Genomic DNA, 18,374 nt, shown 5'->3' with positions numbered 1-18,374 from the left:
GATGCGCCGTCTGACGGTGGTGCAGTTGCTGCCGGCGCTGCACGCCGGCGGTGTCGAACGCTCGACCCTGGAGATCGCCCGTGCGCTGGTGGCCGCAGGCCACCGCGCCATCGTGGTGTCGGCGGGCGGGCGGCTGGTGCAGCCGCTGCTGGACAGTGGCGCCGAGCACCTCACCCTTGATATTGGCCACAAGTCGCTGCTGACGTTGCGGCACGTCGCGTCGCTGCGCCGTTTATTCACCGAGACCGGCGCGGACATCGTGCATGCGCGCTCGCGTCTGCCGGCGTGGCTGGGGTGGTACGCACTCAAGGGCATGCCTGCGGCCAGCCGGCCGCGTTGGGTGACCACCATGCACGGGCTCAATTCGCCGGGCCGCTACAGCGGCATCATGACCAGTGGCGAACGGGTGATCTGCGTGTCGCAGACCGTGCGTGACTACCTGCTCGCCAACTACCCGAACACCGATCCCGACACGCTGCGGGTGATCCCGCGCGGGGTGGATGTCACTCAGTTTCCGCGCGTTGCACGCACCGACCGTCGCCCGCGTCTGGAAGTCGCCCGCCAGCATCCGCAGTTGGCCGGCGACGGCCCGCTATTGCTGCTGCCCGGGCGCGGCACCCGTTTGAAAGGACATGCGCACGCCATTCAACTGCTCGCTTCACTGCAGCAACACGGTGAGCGCAACGCAGTGCTGTGGATGCCCGGCGCACGCGAGCCGGGGCGTGAAGCGTACATCCGCGAACTCGAACAGCTGGCGCAGCGCCTGGGCGTCGCTGAACGCGTGGCGTTGACCGAAGCGACCAGTCGCATCGCGCAGGCGTATGCCGCCAGTGACCTGGTGCTGCAGGTTTCCGACAAACCGGAAGCGTTTGGGCGCACCGTGGTCGAGGCGTTGTCGGTGGGCCGGCCCGTGCTGGGCTGGAATCATGGCGGTGTCGGCGAATTGCTGACGCAGCTGCAGCCGAGCGGCGCGGTTGCGTTGGGCGATGCCGCCGGGTTGGTTGAAACCGCCTTGATCTTGCTGCGGCATCCGCCAGCGTTGCCGTCACGCATCCCCTTCACTTTGCAGGCAATGCAACGCGCCACACTGGACGTCTATGGCGAACTCATCGGTTGATCTGACAGCACCAGCGGTGCAACGTCTCCCGGGACGTTGGGCGCCGGCGTGGGTAATTGCGTTCGTCGCGTTGTGGCCGGCACCCGGCATTGCCGAAGCCGTGCTGGGATTGGGCGCGCTGTTCACCGTGGTGCGTCTGCTGCAGCTGCACTTCAACGGCGGCATCCGGCCGTTGCTGAGCATCCCGGCCTGGGCGTTGACCGGCGTGTTGTTCATGGCCTACTGGTTGCCACAGGCGCTGTCTGCTGTGGATGCGGTCGACCCGGGCAAGAGTTGGACAAAAGTAGCCGCTGCGCTGCGCTATCTGCCCTTCATGTGGCTGGTGGCCATTGCGGTTGCGACCTCTCAGCGGCGGCGCACGACCTTCACCGGATTGGCGGTGATCGCCGGTGTTTGGACGCTGGACGCATTGGCACAAGCGCTGATCGGTACCAGCCCACTGTTCTGGTCGATGGACCAGCTCAAGTGGCTGATCAACGGCCACGGTTTGTGCAGCGCTGAAGAGGTTGCTGCGGCGGATCGGCTGTCTGCGGTGTTCGGGCCCTGCAACCTCAAGTTCGGCCAGGTGCTGGCGACGATGTCGCCGTTTCTGTTGTTCTTCGTCGGCACCCGTTGGGGGCGTTGGAGCTGGCTGTTGGTGGCGATGCTGATCGGTGTGGTGCTGGTGTTGGCCGGCTCGCGTGCGTCGTGGATCACCTATGCGTTGATCGTGCTGTTCTCCGGCTGGCGACTGCTGGGCGCGAAGTGGATGGCGCTGGTGTTGTTGGCGGGCGTGGTCGGCTTGGCAGCGCTGGGCATGGGCGCGTCGCAGGTGCGCGAGCGCTTCTCGCGAACGGCGATGGCGCTCAGTGGTGATGCCAGCGGCGTCAACGAAGCCTTGTCCGGGCGCAGCCAGATATGGGGCGCGGCGCTGTGCATGGTGCGCGAGCATCCGATCAATGGCGTAGGCGTGCGTGACTTCCGTCTGGCGTATTCCGGCTGCGATCCGATGCCGGAACGCACTGCGGTATGGGGCGCCAGTCCAGCCTTGCATGCACACCAGATCGTGTTGGAAATCCTTGCCGAAACCGGGGTCCTCGGCTTGCTGCTGTGGCTGGCCGGTGCAGCGATGGCGATCCGTGCGTGGATGTATGCGGGCAAGCCGGCGCGCGAACGTGCGCGGCCTGCGGCCTTGGCGTTGGCGGCTACCGTATTCCCGTTGAACACCCATCTGGCGTTCTATTCCACGTTCTGGGGCGGAGTGACGGTGTTGCTGGCGGCACTGTTTGCCGGCGCGCTGTTGGCGGAAGAGCAAGACGTCAGCAAGCCAGGCGTGAGTAGCAAGTAAGCCGCCTGCGGAAGCGGAGGCTCGATCACTGCAGGATCGGCCTTCTTCCTTGCGTGCAATGCAGGGGAGGATTGAGGAGGGCTGCCTTCGTGCGTGTCCCGCAGTTCGCTCAATTCGTGCCGACGTACCCGCTCACTTCTGCTTGGAGTAGAAGTTGCTGAGCCCTTCGGGCTGACGTTTGAAGCGGCGGTGGATCCACAGATACTGCGCGGGGGCTTCGCGCACCATCGCTTCGATGGCGGCATTCACCCGCGCGGTATCGGCCACGACATCGTCCGAAGGAAAGTCGGGAAGCGGCGGCGCAATCTTGAGCACGTACTGGCTGCCGACACGGCGATGGAAGAACGGCACCACCGCACAGCCGGTCATGCGTGCGAACTGGTGGGTGGCGGTGATGGTCGAGGCAGGCATGCCGAAGAACGGTACGAACACCGAATCCTTGCCGCGCATGTCCTGGTCCGGCGCGTACCAGAGCAGGCCGCCTTTTTTCAGGTGACGCACCGTCGCGCGGATGTCTTCATTGGCATACATCGCGCTGGCATAGCGCAGGCGGCCGCTCTTCACCGCCCACTCCATCACTGGGTTGCGGTACTTGCGGTACATGCCGGCAAGCGGCACGTGGTCGCACAACAGGCGGCCGCACATTTCCAGGGTCATGAAATGGCCGGAGATCAACAACACACCACGGCCTTCAGCCTGCAGCGCTTTGAGTTGTTCCAGCCCTTCAATCTGCACCTGCGGACGGATGGCGTCGATGCTGCCCCACCAGGCGCGTGCGAACTCGAAAATACCGATGCCCAAGGCATCGAAGCTGTCACGCAGCAGGCGCTGGCGCCAAGCCTCGTCCTGCTCGGGGAAACACAGCCTGAGGTTCACTTCGGTTGCATGACGTCGGCTGCTCGCCAGATGCAGGGCCAACCAGCCGACGCCACGGCCCAATGCGCGCTGCAGCGTCCACGGCAAGCGTGCGGCCAGCATGGCAACGCCCAGCAAGGCAAAGGTCGGCCAGTGCCGGGGCTTCAAGAAGGAAGGGCGAGTGGCGGTGGAGGGCGAATCGGACATGCGTCGATTCTAAGCCACGGGGCCGAGGGCGGGAGTGAGCAGGAGCAGGGGGCGATGCGAGAGCGGGAGCGAAAGCCGAAGCCGAAGCCGAAGCCGAAGCACCCCTCCTCAATCCTCCCCTGCGCTGTGCGCAAGGGAGGAGGCGGGTTCTGCAGTGATCAGGCTTTCTCAGTCGTTGGAGCTCGCCTTCGCGATTGTTCCGGCGATTATCGCTACGCATTCCCCGCGTCCGGTCATGCTCTACGGGTGATCGGCCTTGCCCGTGGCGTGCGGCTCTTCACTCACTCTTGCGGTTCTCCCGTATCCTTCGCCGATGCGTAAGGATCCCGTCGAACTATTGCTGCGCGGCCTGTATTCGGTCTTGCTCTATCTGTTGTTGCCGATCACCGTTTATCACCTGGTGTGGCGTGGTTTCCGTGTGCGCGAATACTTCAAGCGCTGGGACGAACGCTACGCGTCCTATCCGGCGAGCGGTGGCCAGCCGCGGGTGTGGTTGCATGCGGTGTCGGTGGGCGAGGTCAATGCCGCTGCACCGGTAGTCAATGCCTTGCGTGAGCTGCGACCGGATATCCGCTGGATCATCACCACCATCACGCCGACCGGCTCGCAGCGCGTGCGTGCGCTGTGGGGCGAGGCGGTGGATCACGTCTACCTGCCGTACGACGTGCCGGGGAGCGTCAATCGTTTTCTTGGCCATTTCCGGCCGAGTCTCGCGCTGATTCTGGAAACCGAGTTGTGGCCGAACATGCTGTTCGGCTGCCGTGATCGGGATATCCCGGTCTACATCCTCAACGCGCGTCTGTCAGCGCGTTCGTTGAAGGGTTATCGCCTGCTGAAAGCGCTTGTCGGTCGCGCGCTGCGCACGGTCACCTGCGTGGCGGCGCAGTCGCAGGACGATGCGCTGCGCTTCGTCGAGTTGGGTGCGCGTCCGGAACAGGTGCAGGCACTGGGCAACCTGAAATTTGATATCCGCCCCCCGGATCCGACCGCCGTGCTGGAGGCCTTTCGCCAGCATGTGCCGGCCACGCGGCCGGTATGGATCGCGGCCAGTACGCATGAAGGTGAAGAACAGGCCGTGGTGGATATCCACGCCCGACTGCTGAAGCAGCATCCAGATGCATTGCTGCTGTGGGCGCCGCGTCATCCCGAGCGCTTCGGCCGGGCCGAGACGTTGGCGCGCGACAAAGGCTGGCGGGTTGCCACCCGCCGCGCCCAGCAGTGGCCCGAAGCCGCCAGCCAGGTATTTGTGGTGGACACGCTGGGCGAGTTGATGGCGTTCTTTGCGTGCGCGCAGGTGGCCTTTGTCGGCGGCAGTCTGCAGGCCATCGGCGGCCACAATCTGCTGGAGCCGGCAGCCATGGGTACCGCAACCGTGACCGGCCCGCATCTGCATAACTTTGCTGAGATTTCGCGGCGAATGGACGAGGCTGGCGCACTGCGCATTTGCGCCGATGCGGCGGCCGTTGGTGCGGCAGTGGAAGCATTGCTTGACGACGTCAACGAGCGCGAGCGCATGGTGCAGGCCGGGCGCGCGTTGGTAGCCAACGGACGTGGCGCCTTGCAGCGCACGCTGGAATTGATCGCGCCGCAGTTGCCGCCGGCCCTGTAGTGCACAGCCACGCTGCGTTGAGGCCATGCCGGTGAAACACTGCCGAGCATGGCTCGGGACTACGCGTTCTACGCCGCTCCATGGTGTGCAGCCGCGTTGTGTTGGAGTTGGCAGTGCGGCCCATTGCCGCTTGTCCCCCGGGTTTGAAAACAAAAAAAAGAGCGGGCCGAAGCCCGCTCTTTTCTGCTTTCTAGTGCAGTTGCTTACTGTGCGCTGGACGACTGCAGCTTGGCGCTGGCGTCCTGGGTCAGCAGGCGGTTGATGTCCTGCACCTCGGAAATTTCCAAGTCACCCACGGCCTGGCTCAACTGCAGCCGGGCCAGCAGGAAGTTGTAACGCGACTGGGCGTAATCCAGCTGCGCCTGGAACAGCGTGCGCTGGTTCTGCACCACGTCCAGCACGGTGCGGGTGCCGACTTCCAGACCAACCTGCGAAGCGTCATACGCGCTCTGTGCCGAAACCACGGCCAGACGACGGGCTTCCACCTCGCTGATGCCGGCGACCAGGTTCTGGTAGGCATTGCGGGTGTTGCGGTCCAGTGCGCGCTTCTGCTGCTCGAAGGTGTCCTGCGCGATATCACGCTGGGCCAGTGCCTGACGAACCTGCGACTGCGTGGCGCCACCGGCGAAGATCGGCACGTTCAAGGTCAGGCCGATCGCGTTGGTGGTGCTGTCCGGCGTACTGCCGGTGCCGCCGACGCTGTCGCCCCAGCGGGCGCTCTTGCCCCAGCTGCCGCCCAGCGACAGGGTGGGGTAATGGCCGCCACGTGCTGCGGAAACGCTCGATTCGGCGGCGCTGACCTGCAACTCCTGGGCCTTCAGGTCCGGGTTGCCGGAAATCGCGGCGGTAACCAGCTGGTCGACGTTGGCACGGTTGGTCGGCAGCGCCGGGCGGAAGTCTTCCGGCAGGCCGCGCACGTCACGTACCGGCTGCCCGGTCAGTTCGGTCAGGGCCTGGTAGGCATCTTCCAGCGCGTTCTGGGCAAGGATGGTGTTGGCGCGCGCCTGGTCGTACTGAGCGCGGGCTTCATGCACGTCGGTGATCGGTGCCAGGCCTACTTCCAGGCGCTTGTCGGCATAGTCGAACTGCTTCTTGGCCGCCGCTTCGTTGGTCTGCGCGGCGGTCAGCGATTCGATGGCCACCAGCACGTTGAAATAGGTGGTCGAGGTGCGGACGATCAGGTTGTCGTTGGCCGAATCCAGCGTGAAGTCAGCGGCCTTGCTGATGTCGCGCTGCGCACGCAGGTTGGCGAACTGGCTCCAGTTGAACAGGGTCTGGCCGCCGGTCACGCGATAGGTGCGGTCCTTACTGGTCGCGGTGCCGCTGATACCGTCGTACTCCACGCGCGAACGGTTCAGTGATGCCTCACCGTTGACTTGCGGCAGCAGCGCGGCGCGCGCCTGCACCTGGCCTTCCTTGGTGTAGAGCCGGTTGGACTCGGCGGCGGAGAGCTGCGGGTCACCATTGCGGGCCATTTCGTAGACCTGCAGCAGGTCGGCGGCGTGAGTCGTCAGCGGGGCCAGTGCGATTGCCAGCGCAAGGGTGAGGGATCGGCGGATCATTGCGGCTTCCTTGGACTTTTTAGAGTTGGAATTGCGGTGCGGGGGCGGCGCCCTGCAGGTAGTCGATATCGGTTTCAAACAGCGACTTGATGCTGCCGTCGGCATTGACCAGGATGGCTTCCATCACCGGCGAAGTGCCCTGGATGACGAACAGACGGCCACCCGGGCGCAGCATCTTGAGGAACTGGCTTGGGACGATTTCTACCGCACCGGTGATGCAGATGGCGTCGAAGTGACGCTGGGTCTGCCAGTTCAGGGCATCGGCCACTTCAATGCGAACATTGCTGCCGAGCTTGGCGGCATCCAGGTTCTGGCGCGCGCGCTCGGCAAGTTCCGGCTGGATTTCGAGGCTGAGCACTTCGCGGGCGAGCTGGCCCATGCAGGCGCTGAGGAAACCGCTGCCGGTACCGATTTCCAGCACTTCGTCACCCGGCTGCAGATCCAGTGCCTGCAGCGTGCGGCCTTCAATGACCGGCTTCATCATCTTCTGACCATGCCCCAGCGGCAGCTCGACATCGGTGTAAGCCAGCGCACGATGCGACTCGGCGACAAAGGCTTCACGCGGCAGGCGGGCCAACACGTCCAGCACACGGATGTCCAGCACGTCCCAGGGACGAATCTGCTGTTCAACCATCATTTCGCGGACGTGGGAGTAATTGATCGTCATGGGAAGCTCGTCATTCCAGCGCAGTGGGCTGGCCATTTTAGCGGTTAGTACGCGGCAGGTGCGGGCAAGCATCGCCGTGCGGTGTTGAGGCCCGCAGTGCCGGAAGTCATCCGGACCACCGGTTCATTCAGCTTGGTGGGCCGGGCCTCAGCGGGGTTCATAGGCCCGCAGGAAGAAATCGACGCTGGCGGTGATATGGACGGCTGCATCCAGGTGTCCCGGAGCAGCACACAGCCCGCACATCATGTGGGTGTGCACTTCGCCCTTGATAAGGCAGAAGAACTGGCGCGCTGCCAGGTGCGGGTCGTCGATGGCCAGCTCACCGCGCGCGACGCGGGTGCCGAGGAAGTCGGACAGCGCGGTTTCGGTACGGGCTGGGCCGGCCTGCCAGAACATCTGGCGGATCCGGTCGTCGGTGTCCGGGGTCATCATCATGCGCTGGGTGGCGATGGCGGCATCGCTGCTGATCAGCGTGAAGAACGCATGGCCAATGCCCAGCAGCTGGTCACGCAGCGGGCCTTCGCTGTCGGTGACAAACAGCTCGTCGGGCATCATCTCCACGCATTTGGCCTGGATTGCCTCGGTAAACAATGCTTCCTTGTCACCAAAGTGGCTGTAAACGGTCAGTTTTGATACGCCGGCACGGGCGGCAATACCATCCATGCTCACGCCGTTGAAACCCTGTTCGACGAACATCTCCTTGGCGGCGTTCAAAATAGCCGCGCGCTTGCTCAGGTCTTTCGGGCGGCCCGGGCCAGAATTGCGTGCGGCCGGCTTGGCGGCGTCAGGGGAGAGTGGTTTCGCAGACATTGTTCAATACTAGACCAGCTGGTTCGATATTTATACTATACCGCGTCGTTCAGTAATGGCACCCAAAGCCTGGTTGCCTCCTTCCCCTTGCGTTCGCGACCCTAACTCATGAACAACCTCCGATGGATTGGCAGCGGCTTGTTGTTGGCCTTGCTTGCCGCTTGTGGCAAACCCGAAACCGCGCCGGTGCCGGCGCTCCCTGTGTTTGTGGTTCACCCCGATGGCAGTGAGGGCATGGCGCTGGCGGCGTATCCGGGCGAGGTGCGTGCGCGTGAAGAGACGGTGCTGTCATTCCGGGTTGGCGGCAATCTGCTGCGCCGTGAGGTGGACGTCGGCCAACGCGTGAGCAAGGGCCAGTTGCTGGCCGAGCTGGACGTGGCCGATTACGCGCTGCAGGCACGTGCGTCGCAGGCGCAGTACGCCGCAGCCGAGGCTGACTTGGTGCGTGCGCGCGACGAGCACAAACGGTATGCCGCGCTGGCCGAGCAGCAACTGGTCAGCCGCTCGGCACTGGATGCGCAGACGGCGGCATTGAAGGCCGCGCAGGGTCAGGCCGATGCGGCCCGCGCCAATCTCGATGTCAGTCGCAACCAGGCCGGTTACGCGCAGTTGCGTGCGCCGGAGGCCGGCATGATCGCCAGCCGTGAGGCCGAAGCCGGGCAGGTGGTTGCCGCTGGTCAGACCATCTATACCTTGGCCGCCGATGGCGCACGCGAAGTCGCCATTGCCCTGCCGGAAAGCGCGATCCGCGATTTCAGTGTCGGCCAGACGGTTCAAGTCGAACTGTGGAACCAGCCCGGTATGTACCTGCCGGGCAGCATTCGCGAGATTGCCGCCGCCGCCGATGCGCAGACCCGCACTTACGCGGCGCGCGTGAGCTTGGCGCCGGAGGCATTGAAAGAAGTGGAGCTGGGCCAGAGCGCGCGAGTCTTCATCAACCACGGCAAGGGCGGCGCGTTGAGCGTGCCATTGGCGGCAGTGCAGCCGGGCAAGCAGCCGCAGCAGGCCAGTGTCTGGGTGGTGAACCCGAGCAACGGCACGCTGCAGTCCCGCGCGGTGACACTGGGCACGTATGGCCCCGAACAGGTGCCGGTGCTGCAGGGTTTGAAGGGTGATGAGTGGGTGGTTGCGGCCGGTGGCCATCTGCTGCGCGAAGGCCAGCAGGTGACGGCAGTGGATCGCAACAACCGTCCGGTACTGACGACGGCTCCGGCCGCCAAAAAAGGGGAGTGAGGCGTGCGCCGCTTCAATCTTTCCGAATGGGCGTTGAGCAATCGCCCGCTGGTGCTGTTCATGATGATCGCCATGGCGGTCATCGGTGCCTGGTCGTACAAGCATCTGGGGCAGTCTGAAGATCCACCGTTCACCTTCAAGGCAATGGTGGTGCAGACGATGTGGCCCGGCGCGACCGCCGAACAGGTGTCCAAGCAGGTCACCGAGCCGATTGAAAAAGCGCTGATGAACACCGGCGAGTTCGAGTTCATCCAGTCGTACTCGCGACCGGGCGAATCGCAGGTGATCTTCATGGCGCGCGATTCGATGCGCTCCAAGGATGTGCCGGAGCTGTTCTACCAGGTGCGCAAAAAGGTGGGTGACATCCACTCGCAGCTGCCGGCTGAAGTGATCGGCCCGTTCTTCAATGACGAATTCGGCGACACGTTTGGCAACATTTACGCGCTGACCGGCAAAGGTTTTGACTATGCCTTGATGCGCGACTACGCCGACCGTATCCAGCTGCAGCTGCAGCGGGTGGACGACGTCGGCAAGGTCGATCTGCTTGGCCTGCAGGACGAGAAGGTGTGGATTGAGTTGTCCAACACCAAACTGGCCACGCTGGGTGTGTCGATGCAGCAGGTGCAGCAGGCCTTGTCGCAGCAGAACGCAATCGCCCCGGCCAGCTGGTTTGAAACGCCGACTGACCGCGTGCAGCTGCGCATCACCGGGCAGTTCACCTCGGTGCAGGACATCGCTGATTTCCCGATCCGTGCAGGCGACCGCACCGTGCGCCTGGGCGACATTGCGCAGGTCAAGCGCGGCTTCGCCGATCCGGCGTCCGCGAAGATGCGTTTCATGGGCGAAGACGCCATCGGCATCGCGGTGGCGATGAAGAGCGGCGGTGACATTCTCAAACTGGGCAAGACCCTGGATGCGCAGTTCGCGCAGCTGCAGAAGACGCTGCCGACCGGCATGGAACTGCGCAAGGTGTCCGACCAGCCGCATGCGGTGAAGGACTCGGTGGGCGAGTTCATCAAGGTGCTGACCGAGGCGGTGGTGATCGTGCTGCTGGTGAGCTTCTTCTCGCTGGGCTGGCGCACCGGTCTGGTGGTCGCGGTGTCGATCCCGTTGGTGCTGGCGATGACGTTCTTCGTCATGTACCTGTTCGACATCGGCCTGCACAAGATTTCCCTCGGCGCGTTGGTGTTGGCGCTGGGCCTGATGGTGGACGACGCGATCATCGCGGTGGAGATGATGGCCACCAAGATGGAGCAGGGTTACGACCGCTTGCGCGCGGCCAGTTTTGCCTGGACATCCACCGCCTTCCCGATGTTGACCGGCACGCTGATCACCGCCGCCGGCTTTCTGCCGATTGCCACCGCCGCATCGAGCACGGGCGAGTACACGCGCTCGCTGTTCCAGGTGGTGACGATTGCGCTGGTGGTGTCGTGGATTGCGGCGGTGCTGTTCATTCCGTACCTCGGCGACAAGATGCTGCCGGACCTGCACAACCCGCAGCCGCCGAAGCCGGGCAGTCTTGCCGCGCGCTGGCGTGCGTTGCGCCTGCGTTGGGCCGACCGCAATCCGGCGCTGGATAATCTGGTCCGGCCCAAGGAGCTGTCGCACGATCATGACCCGTACAAGAGCGCGTTCTACCAGCGCTTCCGGGTGTTCCTGGATGCGTGTCTGCGGCGCCGGTGGTTGGTGATTTTCGCCACCATTGGGTTGTTCGTGTTCTCGCTGGTGATGTTCCGTTTCGTACCGCAGCAGTTCTTCCCGGATTCGACCCGACCGGAATTGATGGTCGATATCGAACTGGCCGAAGGTGCCTCGCTGACCGCGACCCAGGCGCAGGCGAACAAGTTCGAGGCGCTGCTGAAGCAGCGCAAGGGCATCGCCAATTACGTGGGTTATGTGGGCAATGGTTCGCCGCGTTTCTATCTGCCGCTGGATCAACAACTGCCGGCCACCAACTTTGCCCAGTACGTGGTGCTGGCCGATGACATCCATGCGCGCGAAGAAGTGCGTGAGTGGTTGTTGAAGGAAGTGGTGCCGAAGTTCAGCGATGTGCAGCTGCGCGTGACCCGTCTGGAGAACGGCCCGCCAGTGGGCTACCCGGTGCAGTTCCGCGTATCCGGTGAGCATGCCGAACGCGTGCAGGCCATCGCCCGGCAGGTGGCGGACAAGGTGCGCGGCAATCCGCACACCACCAACGTCAACCTCAACTGGAGCGAGCCAAGCAAGGTAGTGCGGCTGGTCGTGGACCAGGACCGTGCGCGCGTGCTGGGCGTGAGCAGCGCGCAGTTGGCGCAGTTCCTGAGCAGCTCGCTGACCGGTACCAGCGTCAGCACTTATCGCGAAGGCAATCGCCAGATCGGCATGTTGCTGCGCGGCCCGGCTGATGAACGTGCGCGCCTGGACATGTTGGGCAGCCTGGCCATTCCAACCGAAAGCGGCAAGGCGGTGTCGTTGTCGCAGGTCGCGCGGCTGGAGCATGTGTTCGAGGACGGCATCATCTGGCACCGCGACCGTTTGCCGACGGTCACCGTGCGTGCCGATATCGGCGACGGCATGTTGCCGGTGGGCGTGGTCGAGCAGATCCTGCCGACGCTGGAGGACATCCGCGCGCAGTTGCCAAGTGGCTACCTGCTGGAAACCGGCGGCACGGTTGAGGATTCGGCGCGCGGCCAGGACTCGATCAAGGCGGGCTTGCCGTTGTTCCTGATTGTGGTGGCGACGCTGTTGATGTTGCAGCTGCGCAGCTTCTCGCGGGCGGCGATGGTGTTTGTCACCGCGCCGCTGGGCATCATCGGCGCGACCTTGTTCCTGCTGATCTTCCGCGTGCCGTTCGGCTTCGTGGCGATGCTGGGCACCATCGCGCTGGCGGGCATGATCATGCGCAACTCGGTGATCCTGATCGACCAGATCCAACAGGACATCGATGCCGGCCACGACCGCTGGCACGCGATCATCGATGCGACCGTGCGCCGCTTCCGGCCGATCGTGTTGACCGCGCTGGCGGCGGTGCTGGCGATGATCCCGCTGTCGCGCAGTGCGTTCTACGGCTCGATGGCGATTTCGATCATGGGTGGCCTGATCGTGGGCACCGTGTTGACCCTGGTATTCCTGCCGGCGCTGTACGCGGCCTGGTTCCGGGTGCGCCCGGACGAGGCTTCCCACTGAGGGCGGCGAAGGCCTGATTCACCCCGGCGAAGGGGTGAATCTCACGGCTGGATGCTAAATTGTACCGGCCGGCCGGTTGGGGCCGGCATGGCCTTGGGGAGGTCGGCTTGTCGCAGCGCCCGTCTGACAATCACGCTCGTCGTCCCCATGCCGGTTGGTTGGCGTGGATGCTGGGGTGTTGTCTGCTGCTGCTCGCTGGCGCTTGGCCGGCAGCGGCGGCCAGCCGCCACACCGTGGCCGGCTGGGGCATGGAACAGGGCTTGCCGCACAACCTGGTGCAGTCGGTTGCGCAGGGCAGTGATGGCTTCATCTGGCTGGGTACCTGGGAAGGCGCGGTGCGCTTCAACGGCCGCAGCTTCACCGTGTTCGACCGCCAGAACACGCCCGACGTCGAGCTGTCCGGGGTGCAGAGCATCCTGGCCGAGGCCGATGGCGCCATGTTGTTCGGCACCATGTCCGACGGCATTTACCGTTACCACCGTGGCCGCTGGGAAGCGGTGGGCGGGGAGGCAACCCGCCACCTGCCGGTCAGCGCGATGCTGCGCGATCCATCCGGGGCGCTGTGGATTGCTTCGGGCGAGCGCCTGCTGCGGCTGATGACGTCGGGGCAATTGATTGATGCCGGCGCCGAGCTGGGGCTGGCACGGGTGCCGATCACCATGCTGCGCAGCGACCGCGACGGCGCGCTGCTGGTGGCGACCGAGCACGGCGTGCAGCGCTTGTGGAAAGGCCAGCTGGCGCCGTGGAAGGCGACGGCCGGTTGGGTAGTTCGCGATCTGGTGGATGACACGCGCGGAGGCTGGATCGTCGCGGCCGACGACGGCATCCATTGGCTGCACGGCGATGGCCGGCAGGAACATTTGATGGTGGGCGAGCGGGTGGACGCGGTGCGGCGTGATGCCAATGGCGCGCTGTGGATGAGTTTGTCCGCCGGGCGCCTGGAGCGGTACGCCGATGGCCGCAGCGAACGCATTGCCATCGCCGGGCAGGTCAGTCCGGCGCTGATGATCGACCGCGAGGGGCTGGTCTGGGCCGGCAGTACCGATGGCCTGTTCCGGGTGGACGAAGGCGCGGCGCGCGGCCTGACCAGTGCCGACGGGCTGGGCTCGGATTACGTGCGTGCGGTGATCCAGTCCGACAACGGCGTGGTCTGGGTTGGGCATTCGGAGGGACTGGATCGCCTGCAGGGCGAGCGGGCGGTGCGGGTGCGACTGGTGCCGGGCAGCGGCCGTGATGCCTCGGTGCTGGCGCTGGCGACGCGTGGTGACGAGGTGTGGGCCGGCACCTACAACCGCGGCGTCTACCGTTTGGACGGCAACGGCCGGGTGCGCCAGCAGATCAATCTACCCGGCATGCTGCAGCCCTTGGTGCGCGCGCTGCGGGTGGATGACGATGGCACCGTGTGGATCGGCAGCAGCGATGGCCTGTATCGCTACCGCGACGGCGGGCTGCGTCATTACGGCGAAGAGGAAGGCTTGCCGGGCTTGTCGGTGCTGTCGCTGTATCGCGACCCCGCCGGCGTGTTGTGGATAGGCAGCAACGGCGGTATGGCGGCGATGGCGGCCGACGGCAGCTTGCAGGCGTGGTCGGCGGACGGTGATTTCCCGGCGCGTTATGTCTTCGACTTTCTCGGTGATGCCAATGGCGATCTGTGGGTAGCTACCGATCACGGCCTGCTGCGCAAACGTGGTTTGGATTTAGCGGTGTTCGACCACCGCAATGGTCTGCCACGCGACAAATTGTTCCGCATCATCGACGACGGCAATGGCCACTTGTGGGTGTCCAGCAACCAAGGCGTGTTCCGGCTGGAGCGTAGTGATCTGGTCGCCGTGGCCGCCGCCGCACGCAGCCACCTTGCGGTGCATGTGGTCGACCACAACGACGGCATGCCCAGCAGCCAGGGCAATGGCGCCTCGTCGCCGGCCGGCTGGATGACCCATCAAGGCCAGTTGCTGTTCCCCACCGCCGGCGGTCTGGCACTGATCGACCCGGCGCGGGCCGATGGCTATGTGCGCCAGCGCAAGGCACCCACGGCGATTGAGAGTGTCGAGGTGGATGGCAGCCCGCAGCCGGTGCGGGTGGCCTATGACCTGCCGGCGGAGGTGGAGCGTATTTCCGTGGCGTATGCGGGCCTGGGATTCCGCGCGCCGGACAAGATGCGTTACCGCTACCGGATGGAAGGCTTCGATGCCGACTGGGTGGATGCCGGCAGTCGTACCGAGGCGGTGTATACCAACCTGCCGCCGGGAAAGTACCGCTTGCGCGTTCAGTCCATCGCATTGCCGCTGGACTGGGACAACCGCGAACGTGTCGGCGAAACCAGCATCACCTTCGACATCGCCGCGCCCTATTGGCAGCGGCCCTGGGTGCTGGTGTTGGCGGCTGCGTCCTTGGTGGGCTTGCTGCTGTTGCTGATCAGTTGGCGCACCGCCAGTTATCGCCGCCGACAGCGCCTGCTCAATACCGAGATCGGTGCCCGCACGCAGGAGCTGCGTGAGAAGAACCAGGCGCTGGAAAACGCGGGCATGGAGCGCGACAGCCTGATGCAGCGGCTCGAATACATGGCCATGCACGACGCGCTGACCGGTTTGCCCAACCGGCGCGCAGGCGATGCGTATCTGCAGCAGGCGCTGAGTAATGCCGTGCAGCGTGGTGCGCCGTTGAATGTGGCGCTGTTGGATATCGACCATTTCAAACACGTCAATGATCGCTTCGGCCACGAGGCTGGCGACCGCGTGTTGCGTGAAGTGGCTGGCCTGCTGCAGTTGCAGGTCGGTGCCGGGCAGTACGTCTCGCGCCACGGCGGTGAAGAATTCCTGATCGTGCTGCGCGACATGTCGCTGGACGAGGCAATGAAGCTGCTGCAGGAACTGCGCATGCGCCTGACGCGTCTGCGCATTGAAGAAGTGGATCCGGACATCGCGATCTCCGCCAGTATCGGCGTGGCCGCGTTGAGCCCGGGCCAGGACACGATGCGCACGCTGTTGGCTGCGGCCGACCGGCATCTGTATCGCGCCAAGCGCGAAGGGCGTAACCGGGTGCTGTCGTAACCGCGCGCGTGGCGTGATGAAAACGCGGGCCGGGATGCTTCTCGACCCGCGCAGACGTATTGCTTAGTACAGCCCCTGCGCCAGCATGGCGTCGGCCACTTTGACGAAGCCGGCGATGTTGGCGCCGTCCACGTAGTTGACGCTGCCATCGGCGCGAATGCCGTGGCGCACGCAGTTGGCGTGGATCTCTTTCATGATCACGTGCAGGCGCTCGTCCACATCGGCGTGACGCCAGGAAAGGCGCAGCGCGTTCTGGCTCATTTCCAAGCCCGATGTCGCCACGCCACCGGCGTTACTGGCCTTGCCCGGCGCGTACAGCGTGCCGGCTTGCAGGAACACATCCACTGCTTCCAATGTCGACGGCATGTTGGCGCCCTCGGCCACGCACAACACGCCATTGCTGACCAGCGTGCGGGCGTCGGTTTCGTCCAGCTCATTCTGCGTGGCGCAGGGCAGGGCGATGTCGGCGGGGATATGCCACGGGCGACGATCTGCGAGGTATTCAAAGCGCGCGTCGTTGCCTAGTTCGGCCAAGCGGCCGCGGCGTTCGTTCTTCAGCGTCATCACGTCGTTGATGCCCTGCTCATCGAAACCATTGCGCGCGTACAGCGTGCCGCCGGAGTCGGAGAAGGTGAGCACGCTCGCACCGAGTTCGGCGGCCTTGATCGCGGCGAACTGGGCGACGTTGCCGGAGCCGGACACCAGCACCTTGGCGCCGTTGGTTTCGCGACGTGCGTGGTGCAGCATCTGCTCGACGAAATAGACCGTGCCATAGCCGGTCGCTTCCGGCCGCATCAGGCTGCCGCCGAATGCCAGACCCTTGCCGGTGAACACGCATGCGGCATCGTTGCTGAGTTTTTTCATCATGCCGGCCATGAAGCCGACTTCGCGCGCGCCCACGCCGATATCGCCAGCCGGCACATCGGTATTCGGGCCAAGGTGGCGGTACAACTCCAGCATCAGCGCCTGGCAGAAGCGCATCACTTCGCCGTCACTCTTGCCCTTGGGATCGAAGTCCGAGCCGCCCTTGCCGCCCCCCATCGGCAGCGTGGTCAGTGCGTTTTTGAAAGTCTGCTCGAAGGCCAGAAATTTCAGGATCGACAGATTCACCGACGGATGGAAACGCATGCCGCCCTTGAACGGGCCGATGGCGGAACTGTGCTGCACGCGCCAGGCACGGTTGATATGGGTTTGGCCCTTGTCGTCCGCCCACGCCACGCGGAACTGGATCACCCGTTCCGGCTCGACCAAGCGCTCCAGCAACCCGTGCTGCGTGTACTTGGGATTTTTCTGCAGGAATGGCCACAGACTGATCGTTACCTCTTTCACCGCCTGCAGGAACTCAGGCTGGTTGGGATCGCGCTTGGCCACGTGGGCCAGAAAGTCGTCGGGGCTACGGTAGTTCAAGGGCATTCCTCTCAGGAGGGGGATCTGAAGCAACAGATCCAAAATTGAAGAGCAAAACGGTTTGTCCACACGGCGGAAACGTGCCGCCAATCAATGGCGCGCGGTGCAATCAAGCTGTGCCGGCACAAACAAAGACGCGGCCAATGGCCGCGTCCGGTTACCACTAGGTGAGCTGCGCAAGGACGGCTTGTGCGGCTTGTTGGGTGGAAAGCGCCTGTCCCTGCGCGGCAAGGTCCGCAGTGAACTTGCCGGCGTCGAGCGCGGCGCTGACCGCCGCTTCGATGGCGGCCGCTTCGGCTTCCAATCCCAACGAGTGGCGCAGCAGCATCGCCGCGCTGAGGATGGTGGCATAAGGATTGGCGATGCCCTGGCCAGCAATATCCGGTGCCGAGCCGTGGATGGGCTCGAAGATGCCGACCTTGCCTTGTTCGCCCAGCGATGCCGATGGCAGCAGGCCCAGCGAGCCAGCCAGCATCGACGCTTCGTCGGTGAGGATGTCGCCGAACATGTTTTCAGTGACGATCACGTCGTAGGCGCGCGGCTTGGAAATCAGGTGCATGGCCATTGAATCGACCAGTTGGTGTTCCAGTTCCACGTCCGGGAATTCTTCGCGGCCGATGCGCGTGGCGATGTCACGCCACAGACGTGAGGTTTCCAGCACGTTGGCCTTGTCCACCGAGGTGAGCTTGCCGCGACGCTGCTGCGCCAGGCGGAAGGCGCTGCGCAACACGCGCTCGATTTCGACCGTGGTGTAGCGGCACAGATCGCTGGCACTGTCGGCATCGCGGGTTTTGTCGCCGAAGTAGATGCCGCCAGTCAGCTCGCGCACGACCACAAAATCCACATCGGTGAGCAGCTCCGGCTTGATCGGCGAGGCATGCAGTGCGGCCGGATGCGTGCGCACCGGGCGCAGATTGGCGAACAACCCCAGCGCCTTGCGAATGGCCAGCAGGCCTTGTTCCGGACGCACCTTGGCATTGGGGTCGGACCACTTCGGGCCACCGACCGCGCCAAGCAATACCGCATCGGCCCTGCTGCAGGCGTCCAGCGTGGCGGCCGGCAGCGGCTCACCGTGATTGTCGATGGCGATACCGCCGATATCGTGTTCGCTGAACGTGAAACTGTGGCCGAAGCGCGCGGCGATGGCCTTGAGCACGTCGACGGCGACGACGGTGATTTCAGGGCCGATGCCGTCACCCGGCAGTACGACGATGTTGGCTTGCATGTATGGGTTCCGGTTGCTGTTTTGTTTTTTTAGCCCCTCTCCCTCTGGGAGAGGGGGTGGGGAGAGGGTAGGGCGTCACGCTGTTTTGCTTTGAAGCACCAGGCTCCGCCCTTACCCTCATCCGCCCCTGCGGGGCACCT

12 protein-coding genes are annotated in these 18,374 nt (G+C 64.6%); 6 read left to right on the top strand and 6 right to left on the bottom strand.

Features of this window, described 5'->3' with window-relative positions:
• Position 1 precedes the first annotated feature (1 nt).
• On the top strand, positions 2-1,117 hold the full coding sequence (locus tag ACREP4_RS11535) for a glycosyltransferase (protein WP_431596323.1): 1,116 nt from the start codon (positions 2-4) through the stop codon (positions 1,115-1,117).
• Complete coding sequence (locus tag ACREP4_RS11530) at positions 1,098-2,444, top strand: O-antigen ligase family protein (protein ID WP_431596322.1); 1,347 nt, start codon at positions 1,098-1,100, stop codon at positions 2,442-2,444. Before ACREP4_RS11535 ends, ACREP4_RS11530 begins: the two co-directional genes overlap by 20 nt.
• A 132-nt stretch (positions 2,445-2,576) precedes the next feature.
• On the opposite strand, the gene ACREP4_RS11525 is transcribed toward ACREP4_RS11530, so the two are convergent.
• Positions 2,577-3,506, bottom strand: coding sequence for an LpxL/LpxP family Kdo(2)-lipid IV(A) lauroyl/palmitoleoyl acyltransferase (locus tag ACREP4_RS11525; RefSeq protein WP_431596321.1), 930 nt, complete (start codon positions 3,504-3,506; stop codon positions 2,577-2,579).
• Between the two features lie 313 nt (positions 3,507-3,819).
• Here ACREP4_RS11525 and waaA point away from each other — a divergent pair, with 313 nt between their 5' ends.
• A complete protein-coding gene (gene waaA, locus ACREP4_RS11520; protein WP_431596320.1) occupies positions 3,820-5,115 on the top strand; it encodes a lipid IV(A) 3-deoxy-D-manno-octulosonic acid transferase in 1,296 nt (431 codons plus the stop codon).
• Between the two features lie 203 nt (positions 5,116-5,318).
• Here the strand turns inward: waaA and ACREP4_RS11515 are convergent, their stop codons facing one another.
• From ACREP4_RS11515 to ACREP4_RS11505, 3 genes are all read right to left on the bottom strand, one after another.
• On the bottom strand, positions 5,319-6,677 hold the full coding sequence (locus tag ACREP4_RS11515) for a TolC family outer membrane protein (protein ID WP_431596319.1): 1,359 nt from the start codon (positions 6,675-6,677) through the stop codon (positions 5,319-5,321).
• 19 nt (positions 6,678-6,696) lie between these two features.
• Positions 6,697-7,344, bottom strand: a complete 648-nt coding sequence (locus tag ACREP4_RS11510; RefSeq protein WP_431596318.1) for a protein-L-isoaspartate O-methyltransferase family protein — start codon at positions 7,342-7,344, stop codon at positions 6,697-6,699.
• A gap of 147 nt (positions 7,345-7,491) precedes the next feature.
• Positions 7,492-8,154: a TetR/AcrR family transcriptional regulator gene (locus ACREP4_RS11505; RefSeq protein WP_431596317.1), complete on the bottom strand. Its 663-nt coding sequence runs from the start codon at positions 8,152-8,154 to the stop codon at positions 7,492-7,494.
• A gap of 108 nt (positions 8,155-8,262) precedes the next feature.
• On the opposite strand from ACREP4_RS11505, the gene ACREP4_RS11500 reads away from it, so the two are divergent.
• From ACREP4_RS11500 to ACREP4_RS11490, 3 genes are all read left to right on the top strand, one after another.
• The gene (locus ACREP4_RS11500; protein WP_431596316.1) at positions 8,263-9,387 is read left to right on the top strand and encodes an efflux RND transporter periplasmic adaptor subunit; all 1,125 of its coding nucleotides are present in this window, start codon (positions 8,263-8,265) and stop codon (positions 9,385-9,387) included.
• A 3-nt stretch (positions 9,388-9,390) separates the two neighbouring features.
• Positions 9,391-12,552, top strand: coding sequence for an efflux RND transporter permease subunit (locus ACREP4_RS11495; RefSeq protein ID WP_431596315.1), 3,162 nt, complete (start codon positions 9,391-9,393; stop codon positions 12,550-12,552).
• A gap of 167 nt (positions 12,553-12,719) precedes the next feature.
• A complete protein-coding gene (locus ACREP4_RS11490) occupies positions 12,720-15,602 on the top strand; it encodes a diguanylate cyclase (protein ID WP_431596471.1) in 2,883 nt (960 codons plus the stop codon).
• A gap of 63 nt (positions 15,603-15,665) precedes the next feature.
• Here the strand turns inward: ACREP4_RS11490 and gdhA are convergent, their stop codons facing one another.
• Both gdhA and leuB read right to left on the bottom strand, forming a co-directional pair.
• The gene (gdhA, locus tag ACREP4_RS11485) at positions 15,666-17,015 is read right to left on the bottom strand and encodes an NADP-specific glutamate dehydrogenase (RefSeq protein WP_431596314.1); all 1,350 of its coding nucleotides are present in this window, start codon (positions 17,013-17,015) and stop codon (positions 15,666-15,668) included.
• Positions 17,016-17,172: 157 nt separating this feature from the next.
• Positions 17,173-18,234, bottom strand: a complete 1,062-nt coding sequence (leuB, locus tag ACREP4_RS11480; protein ID WP_431596313.1) for a 3-isopropylmalate dehydrogenase — start codon at positions 18,232-18,234, stop codon at positions 17,173-17,175.
• Positions 18,235-18,374 lie beyond the last annotated feature (140 nt).

It is taken from the genome of Stenotrophomonas sp. (assembly GCF_050737575.1).
GTDB lineage: Bacteria > Pseudomonadota > Gammaproteobacteria > Xanthomonadales > Xanthomonadaceae > Stenotrophomonas.
The sequence above is the reverse complement of the archived record's forward strand: the minus strand, read 5'-3'. Positions and strand labels throughout refer to the sequence as shown.

Coding starts and splice junctions, on each gene's coding strand:
- ACREP4_RS11505 (WP_431596317.1), bottom strand. CDS start 8,154: ATGTCTGCGAAACCACTCTCCCCTGACGCCGCCAAGCCGGCCGCACGC.
- ACREP4_RS11525 (WP_431596321.1), bottom strand. CDS start 3,506: ATGTCCGATTCGCCCTCCACCGCCACTCGCCCTTCCTTCTTGAAGCCC.
- ACREP4_RS11515 (WP_431596319.1), bottom strand. CDS start 6,677: ATGATCCGCCGATCCCTCACCCTTGCGCTGGCAATCGCACTGGCCCCG.
- gdhA (WP_431596314.1), bottom strand. CDS start 17,015: ATGCCCTTGAACTACCGTAGCCCCGACGACTTTCTGGCCCACGTGGCC.
- leuB (WP_431596313.1), bottom strand. CDS start 18,234: ATGCAAGCCAACATCGTCGTACTGCCGGGTGACGGCATCGGCCCTGAA.
- waaA (WP_431596320.1), top strand. CDS start 3,820: ATGCGTAAGGATCCCGTCGAACTATTGCTGCGCGGCCTGTATTCGGTC.
- ACREP4_RS11490 (WP_431596471.1), top strand. CDS start 12,720: ATGCTGGGGTGTTGTCTGCTGCTGCTCGCTGGCGCTTGGCCGGCAGCG.
- ACREP4_RS11510 (WP_431596318.1), bottom strand. CDS start 7,344: ATGACGATCAATTACTCCCACGTCCGCGAAATGATGGTTGAACAGCAG.
- ACREP4_RS11500 (WP_431596316.1), top strand. CDS start 8,263: ATGAACAACCTCCGATGGATTGGCAGCGGCTTGTTGTTGGCCTTGCTT.
- ACREP4_RS11535 (WP_431596323.1), top strand. CDS start 2: ATGCGCCGTCTGACGGTGGTGCAGTTGCTGCCGGCGCTGCACGCCGGC.
- ACREP4_RS11530 (WP_431596322.1), top strand. CDS start 1,098: ATGGCGAACTCATCGGTTGATCTGACAGCACCAGCGGTGCAACGTCTC.